Annotated in this window: 21 protein-coding genes; 9 read left to right on the top strand and 12 right to left on the bottom strand. The window is 68.3% G+C overall.

Going from position 1 to position 19,966, the window contains the following annotated elements; translation table 11 throughout:
• Positions 1-96 precede the first annotated feature (96 nt).
• Positions 97-477: a septal ring lytic transglycosylase RlpA family protein gene (locus tag ABLE38_RS07160; RefSeq protein WP_348973468.1), complete on the top strand. Its 381-nt coding sequence runs from the start codon at positions 97-99 to the stop codon at positions 475-477.
• Positions 478-482: 5 nt separating this feature from the next.
• Here the strand turns inward: ABLE38_RS07160 and ABLE38_RS07165 are convergent, their stop codons facing one another.
• The gene (locus ABLE38_RS07165) at positions 483-1,331 is read right to left on the bottom strand and encodes an oxygenase MpaB family protein (protein ID WP_348973469.1); all 849 of its coding nucleotides are present in this window, start codon (positions 1,329-1,331) and stop codon (positions 483-485) included.
• Between the two features lie 100 nt (positions 1,332-1,431).
• Between ABLE38_RS07165 and ABLE38_RS07170 the strand changes: the two genes are divergently transcribed.
• The 3 genes from ABLE38_RS07170 to ppc all read left to right on the top strand — a co-directional run bounded on the left by ABLE38_RS07170 (position 1,432) and on the right by ppc (position 6,017).
• Positions 1,432-2,142, top strand: a complete 711-nt coding sequence (locus tag ABLE38_RS07170; protein ID WP_348973470.1) for a flavin reductase family protein — start codon at positions 1,432-1,434, stop codon at positions 2,140-2,142.
• A gap of 96 nt (positions 2,143-2,238) precedes the next feature.
• Positions 2,239-3,249, top strand: a complete 1,011-nt coding sequence (locus tag ABLE38_RS07175) for a L,D-transpeptidase (RefSeq protein ID WP_348973471.1) — start codon at positions 2,239-2,241, stop codon at positions 3,247-3,249.
• A 95-nt stretch (positions 3,250-3,344) separates the two neighbouring features.
• Positions 3,345-6,017: a phosphoenolpyruvate carboxylase gene (gene ppc / locus ABLE38_RS07180; RefSeq protein WP_348973472.1), complete on the top strand. Its 2,673-nt coding sequence runs from the start codon at positions 3,345-3,347 to the stop codon at positions 6,015-6,017.
• A 173-nt stretch (positions 6,018-6,190) separates the two neighbouring features.
• Here the strand turns inward: ppc and ABLE38_RS07185 are convergent, their stop codons facing one another.
• Positions 6,191-6,583 carry an acyl-CoA thioesterase gene (locus ABLE38_RS07185; RefSeq protein ID WP_348973473.1) on the bottom strand — a complete coding sequence of 131 codons (393 nt, stop codon included), beginning with the start codon at positions 6,581-6,583 and terminating at the stop codon, positions 6,191-6,193.
• A gap of 65 nt (positions 6,584-6,648) precedes the next feature.
• Here ABLE38_RS07185 and ABLE38_RS07190 point away from each other — a divergent pair, with 65 nt between their 5' ends.
• Positions 6,649-6,852 (top strand): hypothetical protein, encoded by a 204-nt coding sequence (locus ABLE38_RS07190; RefSeq protein WP_348973474.1) that lies wholly within the window; start codon positions 6,649-6,651, stop codon positions 6,850-6,852.
• On the opposite strand, the gene ABLE38_RS07195 is transcribed toward ABLE38_RS07190, so the two are convergent.
• From ABLE38_RS07195 to ABLE38_RS07215, 5 genes are all read right to left on the bottom strand, one after another.
• Positions 6,849-7,703, bottom strand: a complete 855-nt coding sequence (locus ABLE38_RS07195) for an MliC family protein (protein WP_348973475.1) — start codon at positions 7,701-7,703, stop codon at positions 6,849-6,851. The two genes, ABLE38_RS07190 and ABLE38_RS07195, sit on opposite strands and share 4 nt — an antisense overlap.
• A gap of 56 nt (positions 7,704-7,759) precedes the next feature.
• On the bottom strand, positions 7,760-8,170 hold the full coding sequence (locus tag ABLE38_RS07200; protein WP_348973476.1) for a biopolymer transporter ExbD: 411 nt from the start codon (positions 8,168-8,170) through the stop codon (positions 7,760-7,762).
• A 164-nt stretch (positions 8,171-8,334) separates the two neighbouring features.
• On the bottom strand, positions 8,335-8,925 hold the full coding sequence (locus ABLE38_RS07205) for a YdeI/OmpD-associated family protein (protein WP_348973477.1): 591 nt from the start codon (positions 8,923-8,925) through the stop codon (positions 8,335-8,337).
• A 33-nt stretch (positions 8,926-8,958) separates the two neighbouring features.
• Positions 8,959-9,288, bottom strand: coding sequence for a DNA primase (locus tag ABLE38_RS07210; RefSeq protein ID WP_348973478.1), 330 nt, complete (start codon positions 9,286-9,288; stop codon positions 8,959-8,961).
• Between the two features lie 78 nt (positions 9,289-9,366).
• On the bottom strand, positions 9,367-10,599 hold the full coding sequence (locus tag ABLE38_RS07215; protein ID WP_348973479.1) for a multidrug effflux MFS transporter: 1,233 nt from the start codon (positions 10,597-10,599) through the stop codon (positions 9,367-9,369).
• Between the two features lie 105 nt (positions 10,600-10,704).
• On the opposite strand from ABLE38_RS07215, the gene ABLE38_RS07220 reads away from it, so the two are divergent.
• From ABLE38_RS07220 to ABLE38_RS07230, 3 genes are all read left to right on the top strand, one after another.
• On the top strand, positions 10,705-11,205 hold the full coding sequence (locus ABLE38_RS07220; RefSeq protein ID WP_348973480.1) for a hypothetical protein: 501 nt from the start codon (positions 10,705-10,707) through the stop codon (positions 11,203-11,205).
• A gap of 95 nt (positions 11,206-11,300) precedes the next feature.
• The gene (locus tag ABLE38_RS07225) at positions 11,301-12,251 is read left to right on the top strand and encodes a 2-oxoglutarate and iron-dependent oxygenase domain-containing protein (RefSeq protein ID WP_348973481.1); all 951 of its coding nucleotides are present in this window, start codon (positions 11,301-11,303) and stop codon (positions 12,249-12,251) included.
• A 161-nt stretch (positions 12,252-12,412) separates the two neighbouring features.
• Positions 12,413-13,705, top strand: a complete 1,293-nt coding sequence (locus tag ABLE38_RS07230) for a homoserine dehydrogenase (protein ID WP_348973482.1) — start codon at positions 12,413-12,415, stop codon at positions 13,703-13,705.
• Here the strand turns inward: ABLE38_RS07230 and ABLE38_RS07235 are convergent.
• Both ABLE38_RS07235 and ABLE38_RS07240 read right to left on the bottom strand, forming a co-directional pair.
• On the bottom strand, positions 13,702-14,004 hold the full coding sequence (locus tag ABLE38_RS07235; RefSeq protein WP_348973483.1) for a hypothetical protein: 303 nt from the start codon (positions 14,002-14,004) through the stop codon (positions 13,702-13,704). The two genes, ABLE38_RS07230 and ABLE38_RS07235, sit on opposite strands and share 4 nt — an antisense overlap.
• A 71-nt stretch (positions 14,005-14,075) precedes the next feature.
• Positions 14,076-14,426, bottom strand: coding sequence for a hypothetical protein (locus tag ABLE38_RS07240; RefSeq protein ID WP_348973484.1), 351 nt, complete (start codon positions 14,424-14,426; stop codon positions 14,076-14,078).
• A gap of 152 nt (positions 14,427-14,578) precedes the next feature.
• Between ABLE38_RS07240 and glpX the strand changes: the two genes are divergently transcribed.
• Entirely contained in the window at positions 14,579-15,544 is a 966-nt protein-coding gene (glpX, locus tag ABLE38_RS07245; protein WP_348973485.1) for a class II fructose-bisphosphatase, read from the top strand.
• Positions 15,545-15,858: 314 nt separating this feature from the next.
• Here the strand turns inward: glpX and ABLE38_RS07250 are convergent, their stop codons facing one another.
• From ABLE38_RS07250 to ABLE38_RS07260, 3 genes are read right to left on the bottom strand one after another with little or no spacing between them, the layout of a single operon-like run.
• Positions 15,859-16,611, bottom strand: a complete 753-nt coding sequence (locus tag ABLE38_RS07250) for a DNA-binding domain-containing protein (protein ID WP_348973486.1) — start codon at positions 16,609-16,611, stop codon at positions 15,859-15,861.
• On the bottom strand, positions 16,601-17,452 hold the full coding sequence (locus tag ABLE38_RS07255) for a DUF692 domain-containing protein (protein ID WP_348973487.1): 852 nt from the start codon (positions 17,450-17,452) through the stop codon (positions 16,601-16,603). The genes ABLE38_RS07250 and ABLE38_RS07255 overlap by 11 nt, the downstream gene beginning before the upstream one ends.
• Positions 17,452-19,779, bottom strand: a complete 2,328-nt coding sequence (locus ABLE38_RS07260) for a ferritin-like domain-containing protein (RefSeq protein WP_348973488.1) — start codon at positions 19,777-19,779, stop codon at positions 17,452-17,454. The genes ABLE38_RS07255 and ABLE38_RS07260 overlap by 1 nt, the downstream gene beginning before the upstream one ends.
• Positions 19,780-19,966 lie beyond the last annotated feature (187 nt).

Consider the following 19,966-nt stretch of genomic DNA (forward strand, 5'->3'; position numbering starts at 1 on the left):
TGGATTTGTTCACCGATCGGCGGCAGGCCCGGCCCCGGGCAATGTGGGGCGCAGGCAATGGGGGCAAGGTTCGAGCGAAGGATGGCATTTGCCGCCATGGCAATGCTGCTTTCGCCTTGCGCGATCTCCCATGCCAACGCGCCCGGCCTGGCGTCCGCCGCCGCGATCGCCACGGGCGAGGCGAGCTATTATGCCGACCGCTTCGCCGGCAAGCGCACCGCGAGCGGCGAAGCCTATGATCCCGGTGACTTCACCGCCGCGCATCGCAGCCTGCCCTTCGGCACGCGCGTGCGCGTCACCGATGTCGCGAGCGGGCGCAGCGTGGTCGTGCGGATCAACGACCGCGGCCCTTGGGACAAGGGCCGGCTGATCGACGTTTCGCGCGCGGCGGCCACCGAAATCGGCCTTGCCCGCCGGGGCCGGGGCACCGTCTCGCTCGCGCTGGCGGAAGACGAGGCCGAGACCGGCCAGGACTAGAGTCCCTAGCGGAACGCCCAGCGCAAGGTGCGCGCCACGCCGCGCGTGCCGATGCGCACCGCCGGCGTCGCCAGCCCGGCGCCCGAAAGCCCATGCATCGCCCGCGCCCAGCCGGGCAGCAAGTCGACCGCCGCGCCGAAGGTGAGCGCCTGGAAGGGCATCACCACCGGGCTCGGCGCCGGTTGATCAAGCACCATGCGCGCCACTTCGCGGGTACGGTCGTCGACAACGAGCTCGGGACGCATCCGGGCGATCAGCGCATCGGCCTCGGCGCGGCTGCGCGGCACGTCGATCGTGCCCAGTGCTTCGGCGATGCGGGCGAAATCGGCGAAATAGCTGTCCTGGTCGGCCAGGCTCATGCCCGGCTCGGCATAGCGGATCCAGGCATCAAGGAAGCTCACCGCCTCGGTGACGTGGACCCAGGCGAGCAGGCGCGGATCGTCAGCCGCATAGGGTGTGCCATCGGGCAGCACGCCCTTCACCCGGGTGTGCACGTCGCGGACCTTGTCGATCATCGCCTGCGCCTCGGCGGCCGAGCCATAGGTGGTCACCGCGATGAAGCGCGCGGTGCGCCTGAGGCGCCCGAGCATGTCGCCGCGGAAGGTCGAATGGTCCCACACGCCGGCGAGCACTGCGGGATGGAGCATCTGGAGCAGCAGCGCCGTCACCCCGCCGACCATCATCGTGGTGACGTCGCCATGCACGCGCCACACCACCGATTTGGGCCCGAACAGACTTTCGTCGGGCTTGCGCTGCACCGGCTTCTCGCCCTTGGCCTGGTCGTTGAACACCGCGCGCACCTGGCCGATCAGCGCGCCGCGCATCCGTTTCGCAATGCCGTCCGCCGGGTTCATGCTGCCCAGATTAGGGCCCGCCACTTCCAGCGCAAGAAGCGGAGTTCGCGCGCCCGCGGCCGATCCTAGGCGTGGCACCGTTCGCAATCACGGAGCTCCCATGACCGATTCCCCTGTCTCGATTCCGCATGTCACGATCGAACCCTCGATCCTCTATCTCGGCACCCCCGTTGTCCTGGTCAGCACGCTGAACCCGGACGGCACCGCCAATCTTGCGCCGATGTCGTCCGCCTGGTGGCTCGGATGGCGGTGCATGCTCGGCCTGCAGACTGCATCGCAGACGCCGCAGAATATGATCCGCACCGGGCAGTGCGTGCTCAACCTGGCGTCGCCGGCGCAGGGCGATGCGGTGAACCGGCTGACCCGGCTGACCGGCACCAGGGAAGTGCCCGAGCTCAAGCAGCGGCTGGGCTATGCCTATGAACCACGCAAGTTCGAGGCGGCTGGCCTCACACCGATCGCCGCGCAGACCGTGGCGGCGCCGCGCGTACTCGAATGCCCGATCCAGCTCGAAGCGGTCGTCGCCGAGCGGCACGACATGATGGCCGACGACCCCCAGGTCGCGGGGCTGCTCTCGGCCTTCGAGGTGCGCATCACCCGGGTCCATGTGCATCCGAGCCTGCTCATGGAAGGGCATGAGAACCGGATCGACCCGGCCAAATGGCAGCCGCTGATCATGAACTTCCAGAAGCTCTACGGCGTCTCGAGCAGCGAGATCGTCCCGTCGCGCCTCGCGGCGATCGACGAGCGGATCTACCGTATGCCCGATGTCGATCGCGCACGAGAGGCAATGCTCGAGACGGTCGGCTGACCGGACTCAGGACTCACAGCTTTCGCGCAACCGCCCCGTTTTCGTTGCAGGCGCGAACTGATAGGGTGTCATGACGCCAAATCCCGGGGGTGAGTCTTGCTGCGATCCAAGCGAATCCGCGCGCTGTTGCTCACGGCCGCCACCGGGCTGCTCGCCACCGCCGGTGCCGCGCAGATGCGTCCGATCGGCGGCGGCAGCGTGATGGCGTCGGTCGCGCGGCTGCAGCCCGGCGAGTTCCTGTGGGTGCCCGAGATCGCCCCCAGGGGGCCGATGCTGGTGGTGGTCAACATCGCCACCCAGCGCGTGGTCGCCTATCGCAACGGCGTGCCGATCGCAGTCTCGACGATCTCGACCGGGCGCGAGGGCCACCGCACGCCCACCGGCGTGTTCACGATCCTGCAAAAGGCCAAGTGGCACCGCTCGAGCAAATATTCGAACGCGCCGATGCCGTTCATGCAGCGGCTGACCTGGTACGGGATCGCGCTCCACGCCGGCAATCTGCCGGGCTATCCAGCCTCGCATGGCTGCATCCGCCTGCCCGAGGCGTTCGCGCGGCTGCTGTTCGACGAGACCGAGCTCGGCATGACCGTGATCGTCACCAACCAGGCGCCGGCGCTGCGGATCGGCGCCAATCCGCTGTCGCCTGCGCTGCCGGCCGGGCCCGCGGTGTGGCGCCCCGAGCTCTCGCCCTCCGGCCCGGTCTCGATCGTGGTGAGCGGCGCGGACCGGCGGATGGTGGTTCTGCGCGGTGGCGTCGAGATCGGATCGGCGCCGGTGGCGTTCGACGGCGAGATCGAGCGGATGCAGGCCTATGTGCTGCAGGACGTGGTGGCTGGCGACTATCGCTGGAAGCGCATGGCGCTGCCCGGCGAGGGGAGCGCCGCCGCCGGCTATGCCGCGCCCGATGCCGGCCGTTTCCAGGGCAGCGACCCGTTCCGCCGCGCGCTCGCCGGCGTGGTCGGGCCGGGTACGACGCTGGTGGTGATCCCCGATTCGCTCGGCCTGGGCGCCGATCTCGCCCCGCCCGCCGAGAACCCCGATGCGATCATCGAGAATGATCCCGGCCTGGGCGGCTGGGGAAGCGATGCGGAAGTCACTTCGCGCTGATTCCTCGGACGTTTGCGGCGAAAAGCGAAACTAAACGCACCCCCAAGCGCTTATCCATTGACCCCGTAACGTTCCGCAGTGCAGCAACGCGCCTCATGGCTAGCCTCGCAATCGCAAATAACGAGGATGTTCGCTTCCTCGGTCGGCTCCTCGGCAACGTGATCCGTGCCTATGGCGGCGAGGAGCTGTTCAAGCGCATCGAGTATATCCGCTCGACCTCGGTCGATCGTGCGCGCGGCGTGGCGGGATCGGGATCGGTGGATCGCGGGCTCGACCGGCTGAGCCTCGACGAGACGCTCGATTTCACCCGCGGCTTCATGCTGTTCTCGATGCTCGCCAACCTTGCCGAGGATCGCCAGGGCGTCGAGGTCGAGAAGGACGCCGACATCGCCTCCGCGCTCAAGCGGCTCGAGGGCGAAGGCATCGGCCATGACGCCGTGATGGCGCTGCTCGATCACGCGCTCGTCGTACCCGTGCTCACCGCGCACCCCACCGAAGTGCGCCGCAAGTCGATGATCGACCACAAGAACCGGATCGCCGAGCTGATGCTGCTGCGTGACCGGGGCGTCGCCGAGACCGAGGACGGCGACAAGGTCGAGGAAGCGATCCTGCGGCAGATCGCACTGCTGTGGCAGACGCGCGTCCTGCGCCGCGAGAAGCTGGGCGTCGCCGACGAAGTGGAGACCGCGCTCTCCTATCTGCGCGACGTCTTCCTGCCGACGCTGCCCGCGCTCTATGCCCGCTGGGACCGCGCACTCGGCAACCGCACGCCCTCGTTCCTACGCCCCGGCAGCTGGATCGGCGGCGACCGCGACGGCAACCCCTTCGTCACCGCCGATTCGCTGCAGTTCGCGCTCGCCCGCGCGTCCGAGGCAGTGCTTGGCTATTATCTCGACGCGGTCCATGCGCTCGGCGCCGAGCTGTCGATCTCGACCGAGCATGTCCAGGTCAGCGAGGCGCTGCTCAAGCTCGCCGAAGCCAGCCATGACGAAGCCAAGAGCCGCGCCGACGAGCCCTATCGCCGTGCGATCACCGGCATCTATGCGCGGCTTTCCGCCACCCACCAGAAGCTCACCGGCAAGGCCCCGCCGCGCCCGGCCGCCATCGCCGCCGAGCCCTATGCCACCCCCGCCGAGTTCCGCGAGGAGCTGGTCACCGTCGCCCGGGCGCTCGCCGATGAGGGCAACGGTCCGCTCGCCACCGGCGGCGCGCTCGGCCGGCTGATCCGCGCGGTCGAGACCTTCGGCTTCCACCTCGCCACGCTCGACATGCGCCAGAACAGCGCGGTGCACGAGCGCGTGATCGCCGAGCTGCTCAAGGCCGGCGGCGTGGCCGAGGACTATGCCGCGCTGCCCGAGGACAAGCGCGTCGAGATCCTGCGCAAGGAGCTCGCCAATGCGCGGCCGCTGACCAGCCCCTATGCCGAATATTCGGAAGAGACCGCGTCCGAGCTCGCCATCGTCCGCGCGGCGGCGCAGGCGCATGCCAAATACGGCCGCCAGTGCATCACCCACTATATCGTCTCGATGGCGCAGTCGGTGTCGGACCTGCTCGAGGTCCATATCCTGCTCAAGGAAGCCGGGCTCTATATCCCCGGCGAGACTCCCCAGGCGCACATCATGGCGATCCCGCTGTTCGAGACGATCAGCGACCTGGAGGGCGCGCCGGCGATCATGGAAGCCTGGCTCGGCCTGCCCGAGGTGAAGGCGATCGCGGCGAAGCGCGGGCACCAGGAAGTGATGATCGGCTATTCCGATTCGAACAAGGACGGCGGCTACCTCACCTCGACCTGGCAGCTCTCGCGCGGCTCGACCGCGCTCAAGCCGGTGTTCGAGAAGGCGGGCCTGGGCATGCAGCTGTTCCACGGCCGCGGCGGCGCGGTCGGGCGCGGCGGCGGCTCGAGCTTCGCGGCGATCCTCGCCCAGCCCAAGGGCACGGTGCAGGGCCGCATCCGCGTGACCGAGCAGGGCGAGATCATCGCCGCCAAATACGGCACTCTGGAAAGCGCGCGCACCAACCTCGAGGCGATGGCCTCGGCCACGCTGCTCGCCAGCCTCGAGCCCGAGAAGCTGAACAAGGCCGATGCCGACCGCTTCGCCGCGGCGATGGACCAGCTCTCCGACGCTGCCTTCAAGGCCTATCGCGGGCTGGTCTACGAGACCGAGGGTTTCACCACCTTCTTCCGCCAGGCGACGCCGATCGCCGAGATCGCCGGCCTCAAGATCGGCTCGCGCCCGGCCAGCCGCAAGAAATCCGACGCGATCGAGGACCTGCGCGCCATCCCCTGGGTGTTCAGCTGGGCGCAGGCTCGCGTGATGCTGCCGGGCTGGTACGGCGTCGGCCAGGCGATCGAGGCGTTCGAGGACAAGGGCCTGCTGCGCGAGATGGCGACGGCCTGGCCGCTCTTCGCCTCGACGCTGGCGAACATGGAGCAGGTGCTGGCCAAGTCCGACATGGAAATCGCCGCGCACTATGCCAAGCTGGTCGAGGACGAGGGACTGCGCGACAATATCTTCGGGCAGATCCGCGACGGCTGGCAGCGGACCCAGGACGGCCTGCTCCAGGCGACGCGACAGACGCGGCTGCTCGAGAAGCACCCGGGGCTCGAGACCTCGATCCGCCTGCGCCTGCCCTATATCGAGCCGCTCAACCTGCTCCAGATCGAGCTGCTCAAGCGCCACCGCGCCGGCGAGGACGATCCCCGGATCGGCGAGGGCATCCTGCTGTCGATCAACGCGATCGCGACGGCGCTGCGCAACAGCGGATGATCCAATCCTCCCCCATCGGGGGAGGTGGCATGCGAAGCATGACGGAGGGGGCGGCGAGGCGAAGCCACGCCGTCCTGAACGCGCGGCAGGCGGTGGATGCGCCGTTGGCGCGCCCCTCCACCATTTGCTGCGCAATGGTCCCCCTCCCTCGCCGCTGCGCTCTGGGGGCGGATTTAGGAAAGAAACGGCGCCGCCACTTCGGGCGGCACCCGGATCAGCCGGCCCGTCGCGCGGTCGATGATCGCCCAGGTGGTCTTGGCCTCGACGCGGACCTTCCCGTCTGCCCCGGTGAACTTCATGTAGCGATCGAAGCGCGCGCCGCGGGGCGGTTCGGGCACCCAGGTCTCGCCGGTCACCGTCTCGCCGGCCACGACATTGCCGCGATAGTCGATCTCGTGGCGGGTCACGACCCACATATAGGCTTCGCTATGCTCGGGCGCGGCGACGGCATACCAGTGCGCGACCGCGACGTCCTGGATCCACTTCACCCAGACGGCATTGTTGACATGGCCGAGCTCGTCGATGTCCTCGGGCCCGGCAGTGATCTGTGCGGTGTAACTGGCCATGCGCCCCTTCTAGCTTAACCAATCTCGGAAGCGCAGCCTTCATCCCCCGGCGCTATCCCGGCACGATGATCCCGCGCCGCCCTTCCCGCATCTTCCGCAGCCGCTGGGCCGCGCTGTTCTGGGCGGCCGGCGTGATCTTCACCGCGGTCACCTTTGTCGGGATGGGCGACAAGGAGAGCCACCAGGCGGCGGCCGCGCTCGAGGACGCGACCGGCACCAATGTCAGCAACAGCGATCTCGGCGTGCTGGAAAACTTCGTCAACGGCTAGCGGATCACCGCGCAGGCGATCGGCGGCTGGCCGGGCGCCTCGAAGGCCATGGTGTCGCCCTTGCCCTGGAAGCTGATGCGCCCATCCGAATAGCGGATGCCCGAGGCCATGCGCTGCTGCTTGAGAACGATCGTGCGCCCGGCGCGGACGAGCATCACCTGGCCGTGGTCCGGATCGAAGCGCGCGACGATGCGCACCCCGTCGATGCAGCGGAACCGCGCCTGCGAGCGATTGTCGACCGTCGCCGGCACCGCCTCGCCCGGGCGCGGCTTCAGGTCGCTGGCGCTGATATGCCAGCTTTTCTGCTCGGGCGTGGCGCCATCGACCACCGCGCGGCTCAGCGTCACCGATCCGCGCAGGTTGAACGGGCCGCCGGCCTTGAGATTGCCATAGGCGCGCACCGGCACGGTGACATAGCGTGATCCCGCCGCACCCTCGATGCCCGACGGCGCGCCGATCTCGGCATGATAGTCGCGATATCTGGCGAAGCTGGCGGCGAACGCGTCGCGCGGCATTCCCGCAGCGCCCGGCTTCCACAGCGCATAGGCTTGGCCATATTTGCCCTCGCCGAGCAGCGCATAATAGGTCTGGACGACATTGGCCGCACCCTGCGCGCTGTCCGCAGCGAACGGCGCCTCGCTTACCACCTCGCGCGTCGGCGTGGCAGCAGGCGCCGGCGATCCGATCGTCGTGGTCGCCTTGGTCGTCGTCCTGACCGGGGCCTTGTCCAGCGGCGCAGGCGACGCGTCGTCGGTGACGTTGGTCACCTCGCTCTGCACGATGCTGTTCTCCGGCGCCGGCTGGCTGGAGCAGGCACCGAGCGCGAGCAGGGCAATCAGGGGTAGGCGCATCCGGGAATTCCTCATTCGTTCGGGAGCGTAACGAATGGCCGGATGTGCCCGTTCCTTCAGTCGAGCGGCTTGTTGCCGACAAAGCCGAGCTTGGTGATCCCGGCGCGCTTCACCACGGCGAGCACGCCGTCGAAGCGCTCATAGCGTGCCTCAGGATCGGTCTGCACGTGTAGCACCGCGCCCGATTGCTGGAGCGCCGACAGCTTCTGCGGCAGCACCGCATCGGCGATCGCGCTGCCGTTCCAGTAAAGCGCCCCCTGCCGGTCGATCGCCAGCACCGAGGGCGGCAGCTGTTCGGCTGCGCTCGGATTGGGCGGCGGCAGCTCGATCGGCAGCTTGTGGGTGGCGATCGGGATGGCGAGGATGATGACGACGAGGAGCACCAGCATCACATCGATCAGGGGCGTGATGTTGATCGCGCCGATCGGGGCGGATTCGGCAATGCGAGCACGGACGACACGGGCCATGGCACCTCTCCTCGTTATGATGTTGTAACATATCATGCGAAAGGCGGATGGCAAGCTTCTCCCTCTCCCCTTTTGGGGGAGAGGCGCAGTACGTCTTGAGACGATTGCGCAGGGAACGCGGCGGAATCCTGCCTCTCTCCCCGCCAGCGGGGAGAGGGAGGTGCTCAGCAATTCTCGTATTTCCAGTTGCGGCGCTTGCCCTCGCGCATCCAGGCCATCGCTTCGCCGACGCGTTTGGCCCTGGTCTCGGGCCGCTTGGCCTCGCCGATCCACTCGCAATATTCGCGGCGGCAGCTCGGCGGAAAGCCATCGAAGGTCGCGCGGGCGGCTTCGTCCCCGGCCAGCGCCGCGGCGAGCTCGGGCGGCACTTCCACTTCGCCCTTGGGCGCCGCGCGCGGCCGTGCCGGCTTGCCCTCGCCCAGCGTCGCCGCCGCCTCGCGGATCAGCCGCTCGACTTCGGCGGCATCGGGCAGGTCGGCGAGCGACTCGATCCGGCCGAACTGGCCCATCGCCTCGCCTTCCTTGCCGGTCTCATTGGCCTGGCGGTTCCAGAAGCCGAAGCTCGCATGCGCCTTGAACGCCGCCATGTTGGCGAAAGGCCTGCCGCCAAGCGTGAAGAAGGGGTGCGACCATTTGATCGTCTCCTCCACCTCGGGGACCGCGGCGTGGAAGCGCGCACGAATCCAGGTGAGGATCGGCCGCGCGAATTCCGCACGGCTGGCGATATAGGCATCTACCTTGGGGTCGCTGGCCATGGGGCGGCATGTTCCGCCGCCCCCGGCCGAACGTCAAGGCTCGAGCGAATCCTCGTCTGCGTCGTCGAGGTCGTCGTCATCGTCCTCGTCGAAATCCTCCTGGACCTCATCCTCGGCGACGGCAGTCTCGGCCTGGTCGGCGTCGTCGTCTTCCTCGCCGATCTCGTCATCGACCATCTTGAGGTCGTCTTCGTCCGCGTCGTCGTCATCGCCATAGTCGGGCGCGAGGTCGGTCAGGAGATTGCCGTCGCTCGGGCCGTCATTGGTCGCCTCCAGGATCTCGGCGCGCTGGCTTTCGTCATAGCCCTCTTCGTCGAACCCGTCGTCGCCCGAACCGCGTCCCGGAACCTGATGACCACCCATATCTGACCTCACTCCTGTCGCTCGCCCTGTTGACGAGGCTTCACGGGTGCGAACGGCGGGAAAGGCCCAAGCGTTCCCTCAGCTGGGCCGGAACATCCGTCCGCGCTCGGTCACTGCTACTACCACGAAAGCGATCAGCCCCATAAGCAGGAATCCGGCGTAGAGCGGCACGGTGGTGCCGTTAAAGGCCTGGCCGATCGCCGCGCCGATCAGCGCCGATCCCAGCGTGGTGACGAAGCCCTGCAGGCTCGAGGCGGTGCCGGAGATCTCGCCCATCCGCTCCATCGCCATCGCCGAGAAGTTCGAGGTGGAAAGGCCGACACAGCCCATCATCAGCGCCTGGAGCACGGTGAAGCTCCAGATCGATTCGACCCCGGCCAGCGTCACGACCAGATGGATCGCGGCGAACAGGATCATGCCGCTCAGCGCCGTGTGCGAGATGCGGCGCATGCCGACCTTCATCACCAGCCGCGAGTTGAGGAACGAGCCGAGGGCCATGGTCGAGGCGACGCAGGGGAACACCACCGCGAGCAGCTGCGGCGCGTGGAACACTTCGTCCATCACCTGCTGCACCGAGCCGATGAAGCCGAACATCCCACCCGAGAGCAGCATGATGCCGATCGTATAGCCCACCGCCTGGCGGTCGCGCAGCATGAGCGCGTAATCGGCGAACAGCCGCGCGGGGCTGAGCGACAGCCGCCCCTCCTGCCCCAGCGTCTCGGGCATGCGCAGCCAGAACCAGGCCACCACCAGGCAGGCCAGCCCCGCCACGCCCCAGAAGATCAGCCGCCACGATCCGGCATAGAGGATCAGCTGGCCCAGGCTCGGCGCGACGATCGGCGCGGCCATGAACACGATGAAGGCCAGGCTCATCACCCGCGCCATCGCCCGCCCGGCGAAGCAATCGCGCACCAGCGCCACCGAGACGACGCGCGCGCCCGCCGCCGAGGCACCCATCGCCGCGCGGGCGATCAGCAGCAGCATGAAGCTGCCCGAAAGCGCCGCCACCGCGCTGGTCACCACATAGGAAGCGAGCGCGATCGCCAGCACCGGGCGCCGGCCATAGCGGTCGGACAGCGGGCCATAAGCGAGCTGCGCGAAGGCGAAGCCGATCAGGAAGGCAGTGATCACATATTGGCGGTGATTGGGCGCGTCGACGCCCAGGCTCGCGCCGATCGCCGGCAGCGCGGGCAGCATCGAATCGATGCCGAGCGCGGTCAGCGCCATCATCGCCGCGACGAGGCTGACGAACTCGCCGAACGCGAGCGGCGCCTTGTTGGCGGCTTCGGCAGTGAGGTGCGGCTCTTCCATGGCCGCGCAAATGGCGCATCGCGGCGCCCGCGTCACCCCCTTGTTGCGCCCGATTCCGCCATCTGTTAGTGTATTGCAACGATAACACGCTCACGGAGATCGCCGATGCGCCGCCTGCCGCTCCTCCTGCTTCCCCTCGCGCTCGCTGCCTGTGGCGGCAAGGGCACCTCGGTCACGATCAACGCGCATTCCGAGGATGGCGACAATTCCACCTTCGCGATGAACAACGGCACCGTCGCGATCAAGGGCGACGGGTTCGAGGGCTCGTTCAAGGTGCCGCAGATCAAGATGACCGCCGAGAATTTCGACATGGACGGGGTCAAGCTCTATCCCGGCTCGACGATCACCAGCTTCAACATCGACGCGCAGGACCATCCCGGCAAGGCCAAGGACGAAGGCAAGGTGACCGCCGACTTCACCAGCCCCGCCGCGCTCGCCACCGTGCAGGGCTGGTTCCGCGACAAGCTCACCGCCAAGGGCTTCAAGTTCGCCGCGCAGGGCGACGGCTTCGCCGGCACCACCGCCGACGGCGAGACCTTCACCATCGGCCTGTCGGGCGATGGCGGCGCCAGGACCAAGGGCCGGATGGAGATCGTCGGCAGCTAGGGGCATCGCGGTTTGACCTGGCGCAATCCGCCGTGCCGGCGCACTTGTCGCGTCGGCACCGGCGGGTCTAACTGCGCGCCAAGGAGACTCGCATAATGGCTACTATTCTCGACGAGGTGCCTCTCGTCTCGATGGCGGATCAGGCCGCCGACCCGGACGGCTTCGCGCAGGCGTTCGGCCAGTCCTTCCAGCGCTTCGGCTTCGCGATGGTCGCCGATCACGGCGTGCCGCAGGGGCTGATCGACCGCGCCTGGGCGATGACCAAGGCATTCTTCGACCTGCCCGAGGACGAGAAGCGGCAATATCACATTCCCGGCGGCGGCGGCGCGCGCGGCCTGACGCCGTTCAAGACCGAGATCGCCAAGGGCGCCAAATATGTCGACCTGAAGGAATTCTGGCACGTCGGCCGCGAGCTGGCCAAGGGCCATCGCTTCGAGGCAGAGATGGCGCCGAACATCTGGCCGAGCCGGCCCGAGGGCTTCAAGGAGACCTTCCTCGAGCTGTTCCAGGCGCTCGACGATGCCGGCGACCGGCTGCTCTCAGCGATCGCGCGCTATCTGGGTCTTGCGCCCAACTGGTTCGACAAGGCGGTGCGCGACGGCAATTCGGTGCTCCGCCTGCTCCATTATCCGCCGGTTGCCGAAGACGCGCCCGAAGTCCGTGCCGGCGCGCATGAGGACATCAACCTGATCACCCTGCTGCTCGGTGCCGAGGAAGCCGGGCTCGAGCTGCTCGATCGCGACGGCCGCTGGCTGCCGGTCAAGCCGCCCCAGGGCGCGATGGTGGTCAATGTCGGCGACATGCTGCAGCGGCTGACCAACCACGTCCTGCCCTCGACCACCCACCGCGTCGTCAACCCGCCGGTCGAGCGCCGCGGCACCCCGCGCTACTCGATGCCCTTCTTCCTGCATCCGGCGCCCGACTTCCTGATCGAGACGCTGCCCGGCACGATCAGCGCCGAGCGGCCCAACCGCTATCCCACTCCGATCACCGCGCACGACTATCTGCACGAGCGGCTGGTCGAGATCGGGCTAATCAAGAAGTAACAAGCAAAACTTGCTTCCCCTCCTTGAAAGGGAGGGGCTAGGGGTGGGTCAGCGGCGGACGGGCTCGATGCCCGGCCGTCGCTTTCTTGTCAGGCGTAAGCTCGCTTCGCTCGCAACCCACCCCCGACCCCTCCCTTGCAGGGAGGGGAGTGAGAAATAAGATGACCGAACCGCTTCGTATCGCACTTGCAGGCCTTGGCACCGTCGGCGCGGGCGTCATTCGCCTGATCGACGCGAATGGCGAACTGATCGCCCGCCGCGCCGGCCGGCCGATCGAAGTGGTCGCGGTCTCGGCACGCGACCGGGCCAAGGATCGCGGCGTCGACATCACCCGCTTCGACTGGGTCGACGACACCGCCGCGCTCGCGCATCACCCCCGGGCCGATGTCGTCGTCGAGCTGGTCGGCGGATCGGACGGCCCCGCCCTCGCGCTCGCCCGCAGCGCGCTGGCCGGCGGCAAGAGCTTCGTCACCGCCAACAAGGCGATGATCGCACATCACGGGCTCGAGCTCGCCAAGGCCGCCGAGGATGCGAACCTCGCGCTCAAGTTCGAAGCGGCGGTCGCCGGCGGCGTCCCCGTCATCAAGGGCCTGCGCGAAGGCGCCGCGGCGAACGAGATCGCCCGCGTCTACGGCATCCTCAACGGCACCTGCAATTTCATCCTGTCGAAGATGGAAGCCGAGGGCCGCGACTTCGCCGACATCCTCGCCGAAGCGCAGCGCCTGGGCTATGCCGAAGCCGATCCCAGCTTCGACATCGACGGCGTCGACGCCGCGCACAAGCTCTCGATCCTCGCCAGCCTCGCCTTCGGCACCCAGCCGGCGTTCGACCAGGTCGCGGTCGCCGGCGTGCGCCACGTCCTTGCCGCCGACATCGCCGAGGCCGCCGCGCTCGGCTACCGCATCCGCCTGCTCGGCCTGGCCGAGGCGAACGGGCACGGGCTGTTCCAGCGCGTCCACCCGCATCTCGTGCCGCTGAGCCATCCGCTCGCGCATGTCACCGGCTCGACCAACGCCGTCGTCGCCGAAGGCAATTTCGTCGGGCGGCTGCTGTTCCAGGGCGCCGGCGCCGGCGACGGCCCGACTGCGTCCGCCGTGGTCGCCGACCTGATCGACATCGCCCGCGGCGAATTCGGCCCGCCCTACGCGATGCCCGCCGCCGCGCTCGCAGCACCCGGCGCGGCCGATGCGGGCGAACGCACCGGCCGCGCCTATGTGCGCTTCACCGTGGCCGACAAGGTGGGCGTGCTCGCCGAGATTGCCGCGGCGATGCGCGATGCCGGCGTCTCGATCGAGAGCCTGATGCAGCGCGGCGCCAATCCGGACGGCAATGTGCTGGTCGCGATCGTCACGCACGAGGGCCCGGAGCGCGCCGTCGCCCAGGCGCTCGCGCAGCTCCGCGGCTCGGCCAGCCTGATCGGCGAGCCGATGTGGATGCACATCCTGGCGGGTTAATTGTCGCCCAGGCTGGTCTTCAGCACCTGGCGGCCGTCGCGCGGGCACCAGGGCGCGCCGGTGGTGCCGCAGGCCATGCCGGTGCTCTTCACCGCATCGACCTTGGCATCGACCACCTCGGTGCTCGGCAGCGGCAGGCGGTAGCGCTGGCCGGGATCGACCGCGACGATCGGGATCTTCACCTGCGGCGCCGCGCGCGCCGGAATCCGGGTGACGCGCACCGTCCGCGCCTTGTAGCGCCGCTGTTGCGGCTGGACGGCGGGAAGCGCGTGGGACATCGCAAGCGCGAGCAGCAGCATGGGGCTCTCCGAATAACAGGTTCGCCGCACTCAACGCACGGTTTACCGCCTTGGCTCCCAAGCATCTGAAATCAGGGCGCGAGCTCGCGCCGCACATAATGGACGCCGCCCGCATTGGCGCGCACGCTGACCCCCGCCGATCCGCAGCGGACCATGAACGCACCCTCGCCGCAGGGGGCGTGGCCGTCATTCGAGGCGAAGAACCGGTCGAGTTGGTCATCGGAATTGTCGCTCGAGCCATGCTCGACCAGCGGCACGCGATATTTGTCCGCCTCGCGCCGCGCGCAGACCGTGATCTCGTTCTCGTCGCGTGCGCGCACGCAGCTCGGGTTCGCCGCCCAGCGCGCGCGATGCATCTCCAGCACCTGGGCGGGAGTCATTTCAGGGTGATCCTGGGCAAGCAGCAGCACAGCGAACAGCATCGCACCTCCTCCGCCCCCGGAGGCGCATCGCTAGCGAAACGATGTGGCCGAATTGCGGGCGGATCGGCCTGACAACGTTAGCGGCATCGACAATGCGGCCGCCCCTGCCTAATCGCCGGCCCAAGTCCACTCACCCGGGGGTTCCCTTTCGCATGACTCAGCCCAGCCACGCACTCGATCGCGTCCTCGTCCTCGAAATGGTGCGCGTGACCGAGGCGGCGGCGATCGCGGCCTCCACCCTCACCGGCCGCGGCGACGAGAAGGCCGCCGATGCCGCCGCGGTCGAGGCGATGCGCGATGCGCTCAACAAGCTCTATCTCGACGGCACCGTGGTGATCGGCGAGGGCGAGCGCGACGAGGCGCCGATGCTGTTCATCGGCGAAAAGGTCGGCGCGGCGCAGGGCAAGGGCCCGGCGATCGACATCGCGCTCGATCCGCTCGAGGGCACCACGATCTGCGCCAAGGCCGGGCCGAATGCGCTGGCAGTGCTCGCCGTGGCCGAAAAGGGCGGGCTGCTCAATGCGCCCGACGTCTATATGGACAAGATCGCGGTCGGCCCGGGCTATCCCGAAGGCGTGATCGACCTCGCCAAGTCCCCGACCGAGAACGTCAAGGCGATCGCCGCCGCCAAGGGCGTGCAGCCGAACGAGATCATTGCCTGCGTGCTCGATCGCCCGCGCCACGAGAAGCTGATCGCCGAGCTGCGCGATCTCGGCTGCGGCGTGGTGCTGATCGGCGACGGCGACGTCGCCGGCGTGATCGCCACCACCAATCCCGAGACGACGATCGACGTCTATATGGGCCAGGGCGGCGCCCCCGAGGGTGTGCTCGCCTGTGCGGCGCTGCGCTGCGTCGGCGGCCAGTTCAAGGGCCGGCTGGTCTTTCGCAACGACGACGAGCGCCAGCGCGCGCGGAAGTGGGGCATCGAGGATCTCGACAAGATCTACGACCTGACCGAGCTGGCCAAGGGCGACTGCATCTTCGCCGCCACCGGCGTGACCGACGGTTCGCTGCTCGAAGGCGTCAAGCGCTTCGCCACCAAGATGACCACCGAAAGCGTCGTGATGCGCGCGCATTCGGGCACGGTGCGCTGGGTGAAGGGCGAGCATCGGCTGTAAGGCGCACGCATCGGCACTGCCCGCTCCCCTGCGAAGCGGGGGCCCAGGGTCACGAGCGGGACGGCAGGGAAACCCCGGCCCCGGCCCGCCCCCCGGCTTCCGCCGGGGGACAGGCGCTTGCAATGTAGGATTTCGTCTGGTTCCCTCCCCCGGCCGGAAGCCTTTTCGGCCGCTCTTTGGCTCGTAGGAAATATAGGACGCGTCCAGATCGGCGCCCCGGCAGCAAAGTTGCAAAAGTCCCGGCCCGGCAGGGCTTTGGCTGTCGCGGCTTTCGTGACTTTCCAGGGATTCGCCCGGGTGCCGTGTAGGAAGCGCTAGGCGGCGGCAACCAGTCCGTTTGCGGCGGCGAAGGGCAGCCAGCCGGCGATGCGCGGCTCGTGCGGCACGGCCCGCGCAGGGTCGTCGGGCAGCATCACCAGCCAGTCATAGTGCCAGGGCTCGAGCGGATGGCAGGCGACGCGGTACCCCGCCCGCGCCACGGCGAGCAGCATCGCCTCGCCGCGCGGCGGCAGCGGCGCGCCGCTCGCCAGCATCTCGGAAAAGTCGAAGGGCAGCGCCAGCAGCCGCACGCTGTCCGGCCGCCACCAGCGTTTGGCCTCGGCCAGCGCGAGCAGCTCGGCGATCGCCGGGTCGATCCCCGGCCAGGCCGCCTCGCGCCGCTCGATCCCCTGCGCCCGGTGCACTTCCGCCTTGGCCCGCTCGATCCGCGCCAGCGCGGCGGGGATCGCGCCGACATCCTGCGGCCCGCCCGGCGGCCGGGCGCCGTCCAGCCAGTCGGCGAAGCCGGCGCCGAAGTCGTAGAGCGTGTAGCTGCGCGAAGGATGCGCGGCGATATAGCCCTTGGCGAACAGCGTGAACGCGGTCGGGCCGGCAAGGGCTGCGAGCAGCGGATATTCGCTCTCCAGGCACTCGATCAGCCGCTGGCGATAGCTGCGCGCATAGATGTCGACCCGGTCCTCGGCGGTCAGCCGATTGTCGCCGCGGACATGCGCACGGGCATCGGCACCCGACGCCGCCAGGATCGCCGCCTGCATCCACGCCTGCAATTCGGAGAGGTCAGGCGGCAAGCGGCAGCCCTTCGCGCACGCGCCGCGCCTTGGCCAGCTCGGCGGCAACCACCTCGAAGGCGGGCACCTTGGCGTCCCATTCGACCATCGTCGCCACCGGCCCGCAGCGCTCCCACAGCCGGGCGTAGAGCGGCCAGACCGCATCGGGCACCGGCGCGTCGTGCGTGTCGATCAGGTGGGTGCCATGGTCGCTCGGCCCCGCCAGATGCACCTGCACGACATGCTCGGCAGGGACCGCGTCGATATAGTCCAGCGGATCGAGCGCGTGGTTGAAGCTGGAGACATGGACATTGTTGACGTCGAGCAGCAGCCCGCAGCCGGTCGCCTCGCACAGCCGGGCGAGAAACTCGGCCTCGGGCATCTGGCTGGTGCGGAATTCGAGATAGGTGCTCGGGTTCTCGACGATCAGCGGCCGGCCGAGGAAATCCTGCACCGCGCGCACCCGGTCCGCGACATGATCCAGCGCCGCCTCGGTCAGCGGCATCGGCAGCAGGTCGTGGCTGTTCACCCCCTGCACCCCGGTCCAGCAGAGATGGTCGGAGATCCACAGGGGCCGGAAGCGCTCGGCCAGGTCCCTGAGCTTGCCGAGATAGGCCAGGTCGAGCGGCGCGGTGCTGCCGATCGACAGCGACACGCCGTGCAGCACCACCGGCCGGTGCGCCGCGACATGCTCGAACACGGCAAGGCCATAGCCCTGGTTGTCGAGCAGGTTCTCGGTGATCGCCTCGAACCAGTCGACGCCCCACAGGCTCGGGGGCGTCGACATCAAATGCGGGAAATGCTCCTCGCGCAGCCCCAGCCCGTCGCCGGGATTGGGCAGGCCGAGCCGGGGGGCCGTCATCAGGTCGAGGGCGGGTAAGCGAGACGCAGGTCGTTCGGCGGCTGCTGGACCAGCCCCTGCACCGGCTTGTCGGGATCGCCATTGACCTTGTACGCGACCACCTTGGCGAAGGCCTGGAAGGCGATGTCCTCCACCTTGTCGCCTTCGTTGAAGGGGATCGTCGCGATCATCTTCGACTGGGTGGGCGTTGGGGTCGGCGAGGGCGACGGGGTGCCGCAGCCGCTCTTGTCCGTCGCGGTCGAGCAGCCCGAAGGCGCCGGCGTGGGCGACGGCGTGCCGCACAGCACCGGCTTGGTGCTGCCGGCCAGCGCCCAGACCTCCATCGTGCCCGACTTGGGATAGAGCTGCATCGCCGAGATCGGCACCGCGCAGCCGCCGAAGCCGCCGCAGATATTGTCGCTCGGCGCGGTGTACATCGGCCCGCTCGGGGTCGGCGTGGGCGTGGGCGAAGGGGTCGGCGTGCCGCAGCCGGCGGGTGCGGGGGACGGCGTCGGCGTGCCGCACAGCCCGCCATAGGCACGCAGGCTCACCGCCGAGCAGCCGCCGCCCTTCACCGTGGTCGGCGTGCCGCAGCCGCCGGTCGCCACCGGATTGGCCTTGGGCGCGTTCGAGGTCTTGGACGCGGTGCCGCAGCCGCTCGATGCCCCGCCGCAGCTGCCGCCGCCGCTGGTTAGCTGGACGAAGCCGCAGCCGCCCTGGCCCTTGCACAGGTTCGAGCCGCGGCAGGTGTGGTAGATCGCCGTCTGCGCGCAGGCATTGCTGCCCCATTTGCCGCCGACATCGGCGACGTCGAGCCCCTGGCAGGCATGGTTGACGATGTTCTGGTTCGGATTGGCGACGCCCAGCGACAGGTCGGGCGTCTTGCCGAACACTGCCCAGGCGGTCGACATGCGGTCGCCCGATCCGGCCATCGAGGGGAAGGGGAAGGAGACGCTGGCGCCCTCGGGGTTCCAGTAATTGTCGAGCACGGTGGTGACGCCCTTGATCGCGCCGCACACCGCCTGGCTCATCTTCGCATAGTTGCCCGCCGCATCGGCGGCGTTGTGCAGGTTGTTGAGCGCATCGGCGATCGCCTGCGGCGCGGGCAGCTTGTGGGGGTTGTTGTTCGGATCATAGCCGTCGGTGGTCAGGTCCTTGCCCGTCCATTTGCCGACCTTGGGCGACTGGTCCCAGGTCTCGAGCCCGCCGCTGCCGCGGATGTCCTCGATCTCGCGGAAGCGGGTGTAATGGTCGACGCCGTCATTGTCGGCGCGCGCCGCGGCATCGGCGGAGGGGATCAGCTTGCCGTCGGGCGAATAGCTCGGATAGTCCGAGGCGAGCGCATCGCGGTCCGGGCAATAGTGGGGATTGACCGCGCCCTGGATCAGCTTGGCCTTGTCGTCCGGCCGGCGCTGGCCCTTGTCGTCGTAGCGCGCACCAAGCGTGGCGCCTTCGCCCTGGTCGGTGATCGCGTTCATCATGTTGAGCGCCTGCTTCAGCGCGATCTCGGGATCGGTGAGCGCGATCGTCGACTCGAAGCCCATGAACTCGCGCATCGGATGGCCGGGGAAGCTGAAATTGTTGAACAGGTCGTTCTGCTGGCCTGACGCGTCCATCACATGATCCCAGAGACGCGAACCGTCCTCATAGGTGATCAGCAGATAGTCGCGGTAGCATTGGTACATATAGCCGATCGAGCCGAACATGATGTTCGCATCGAGCTCGGGCACCGTGGTCCACTGGAAGGGGACCTTGGGGAAATACTTGCCCTGGTTGCGGACGATGTCCTTCTCCGCGGTTTCCTGCGGCTGCTCGATCGCCAGGAACAGCTTGATCCGCTCCTCGTCGAGCGGGCCGACATTGACCTTCACGTCCTTGAACCGGTTGGTGTCGGTCAGGTCGACCACGCCGGGGATCGCGGTGAGGCTGGGGCCGTAGCAGGTCCAGCCATGGTTGCCGTCCTGCAACGCCGTGGCAGTGAAGCTCGGAGTCGCGCCGATCGCGGTGGCGAGGTTGGCCGCCATCTGCAGGTGGAGCATCTCCTGGATGAACACCGAGAAGACGATGTTGAACGCCTTCTTGTTGCCCCAGCCCTTGGCGCCGGGCTTGTAGTCGGTGAAGGCGCTGGTCTTGGCGCCCGGCCATTGCCGGCCCTTGTAGAAGCTGTTCCCCTGGCTGGTGATCGGGTGCATGCCGGTGATCGAGTAGAGCGAGGTCATGTAGAGCGGGATGGTGAACAGCTCGACGTTCACAGCGGCCTGCGCGATCCATCGGACCACGAGCTTGTCGGTTGGCAGGAAGGATAGCGGGCGCGCGGACAGTTCGCCCGCATTGTGCGTCAGATGCATGACAATTTCCCCAAGCTCTGCAGAAACCTGCTGCGGCACTTGGTTCCACCAACGCAATTGGTCCGTCAATCGCCGATAGGACCAATATAGTTGCATGCACTATTTGTTACGGTTGTTCGTCAATTTACGCTTTTCTTGGCAGAAGCGGCGTACTTGCCTCGCCGGCCGGGCAGGCTATCCCGCCTGG

The organism is Sphingomonas sp. KR3-1, assembly GCF_040049295.1.
Taxonomy (GTDB): Bacteria; Pseudomonadota; Alphaproteobacteria; order Sphingomonadales; family Sphingomonadaceae; genus Sphingomonas.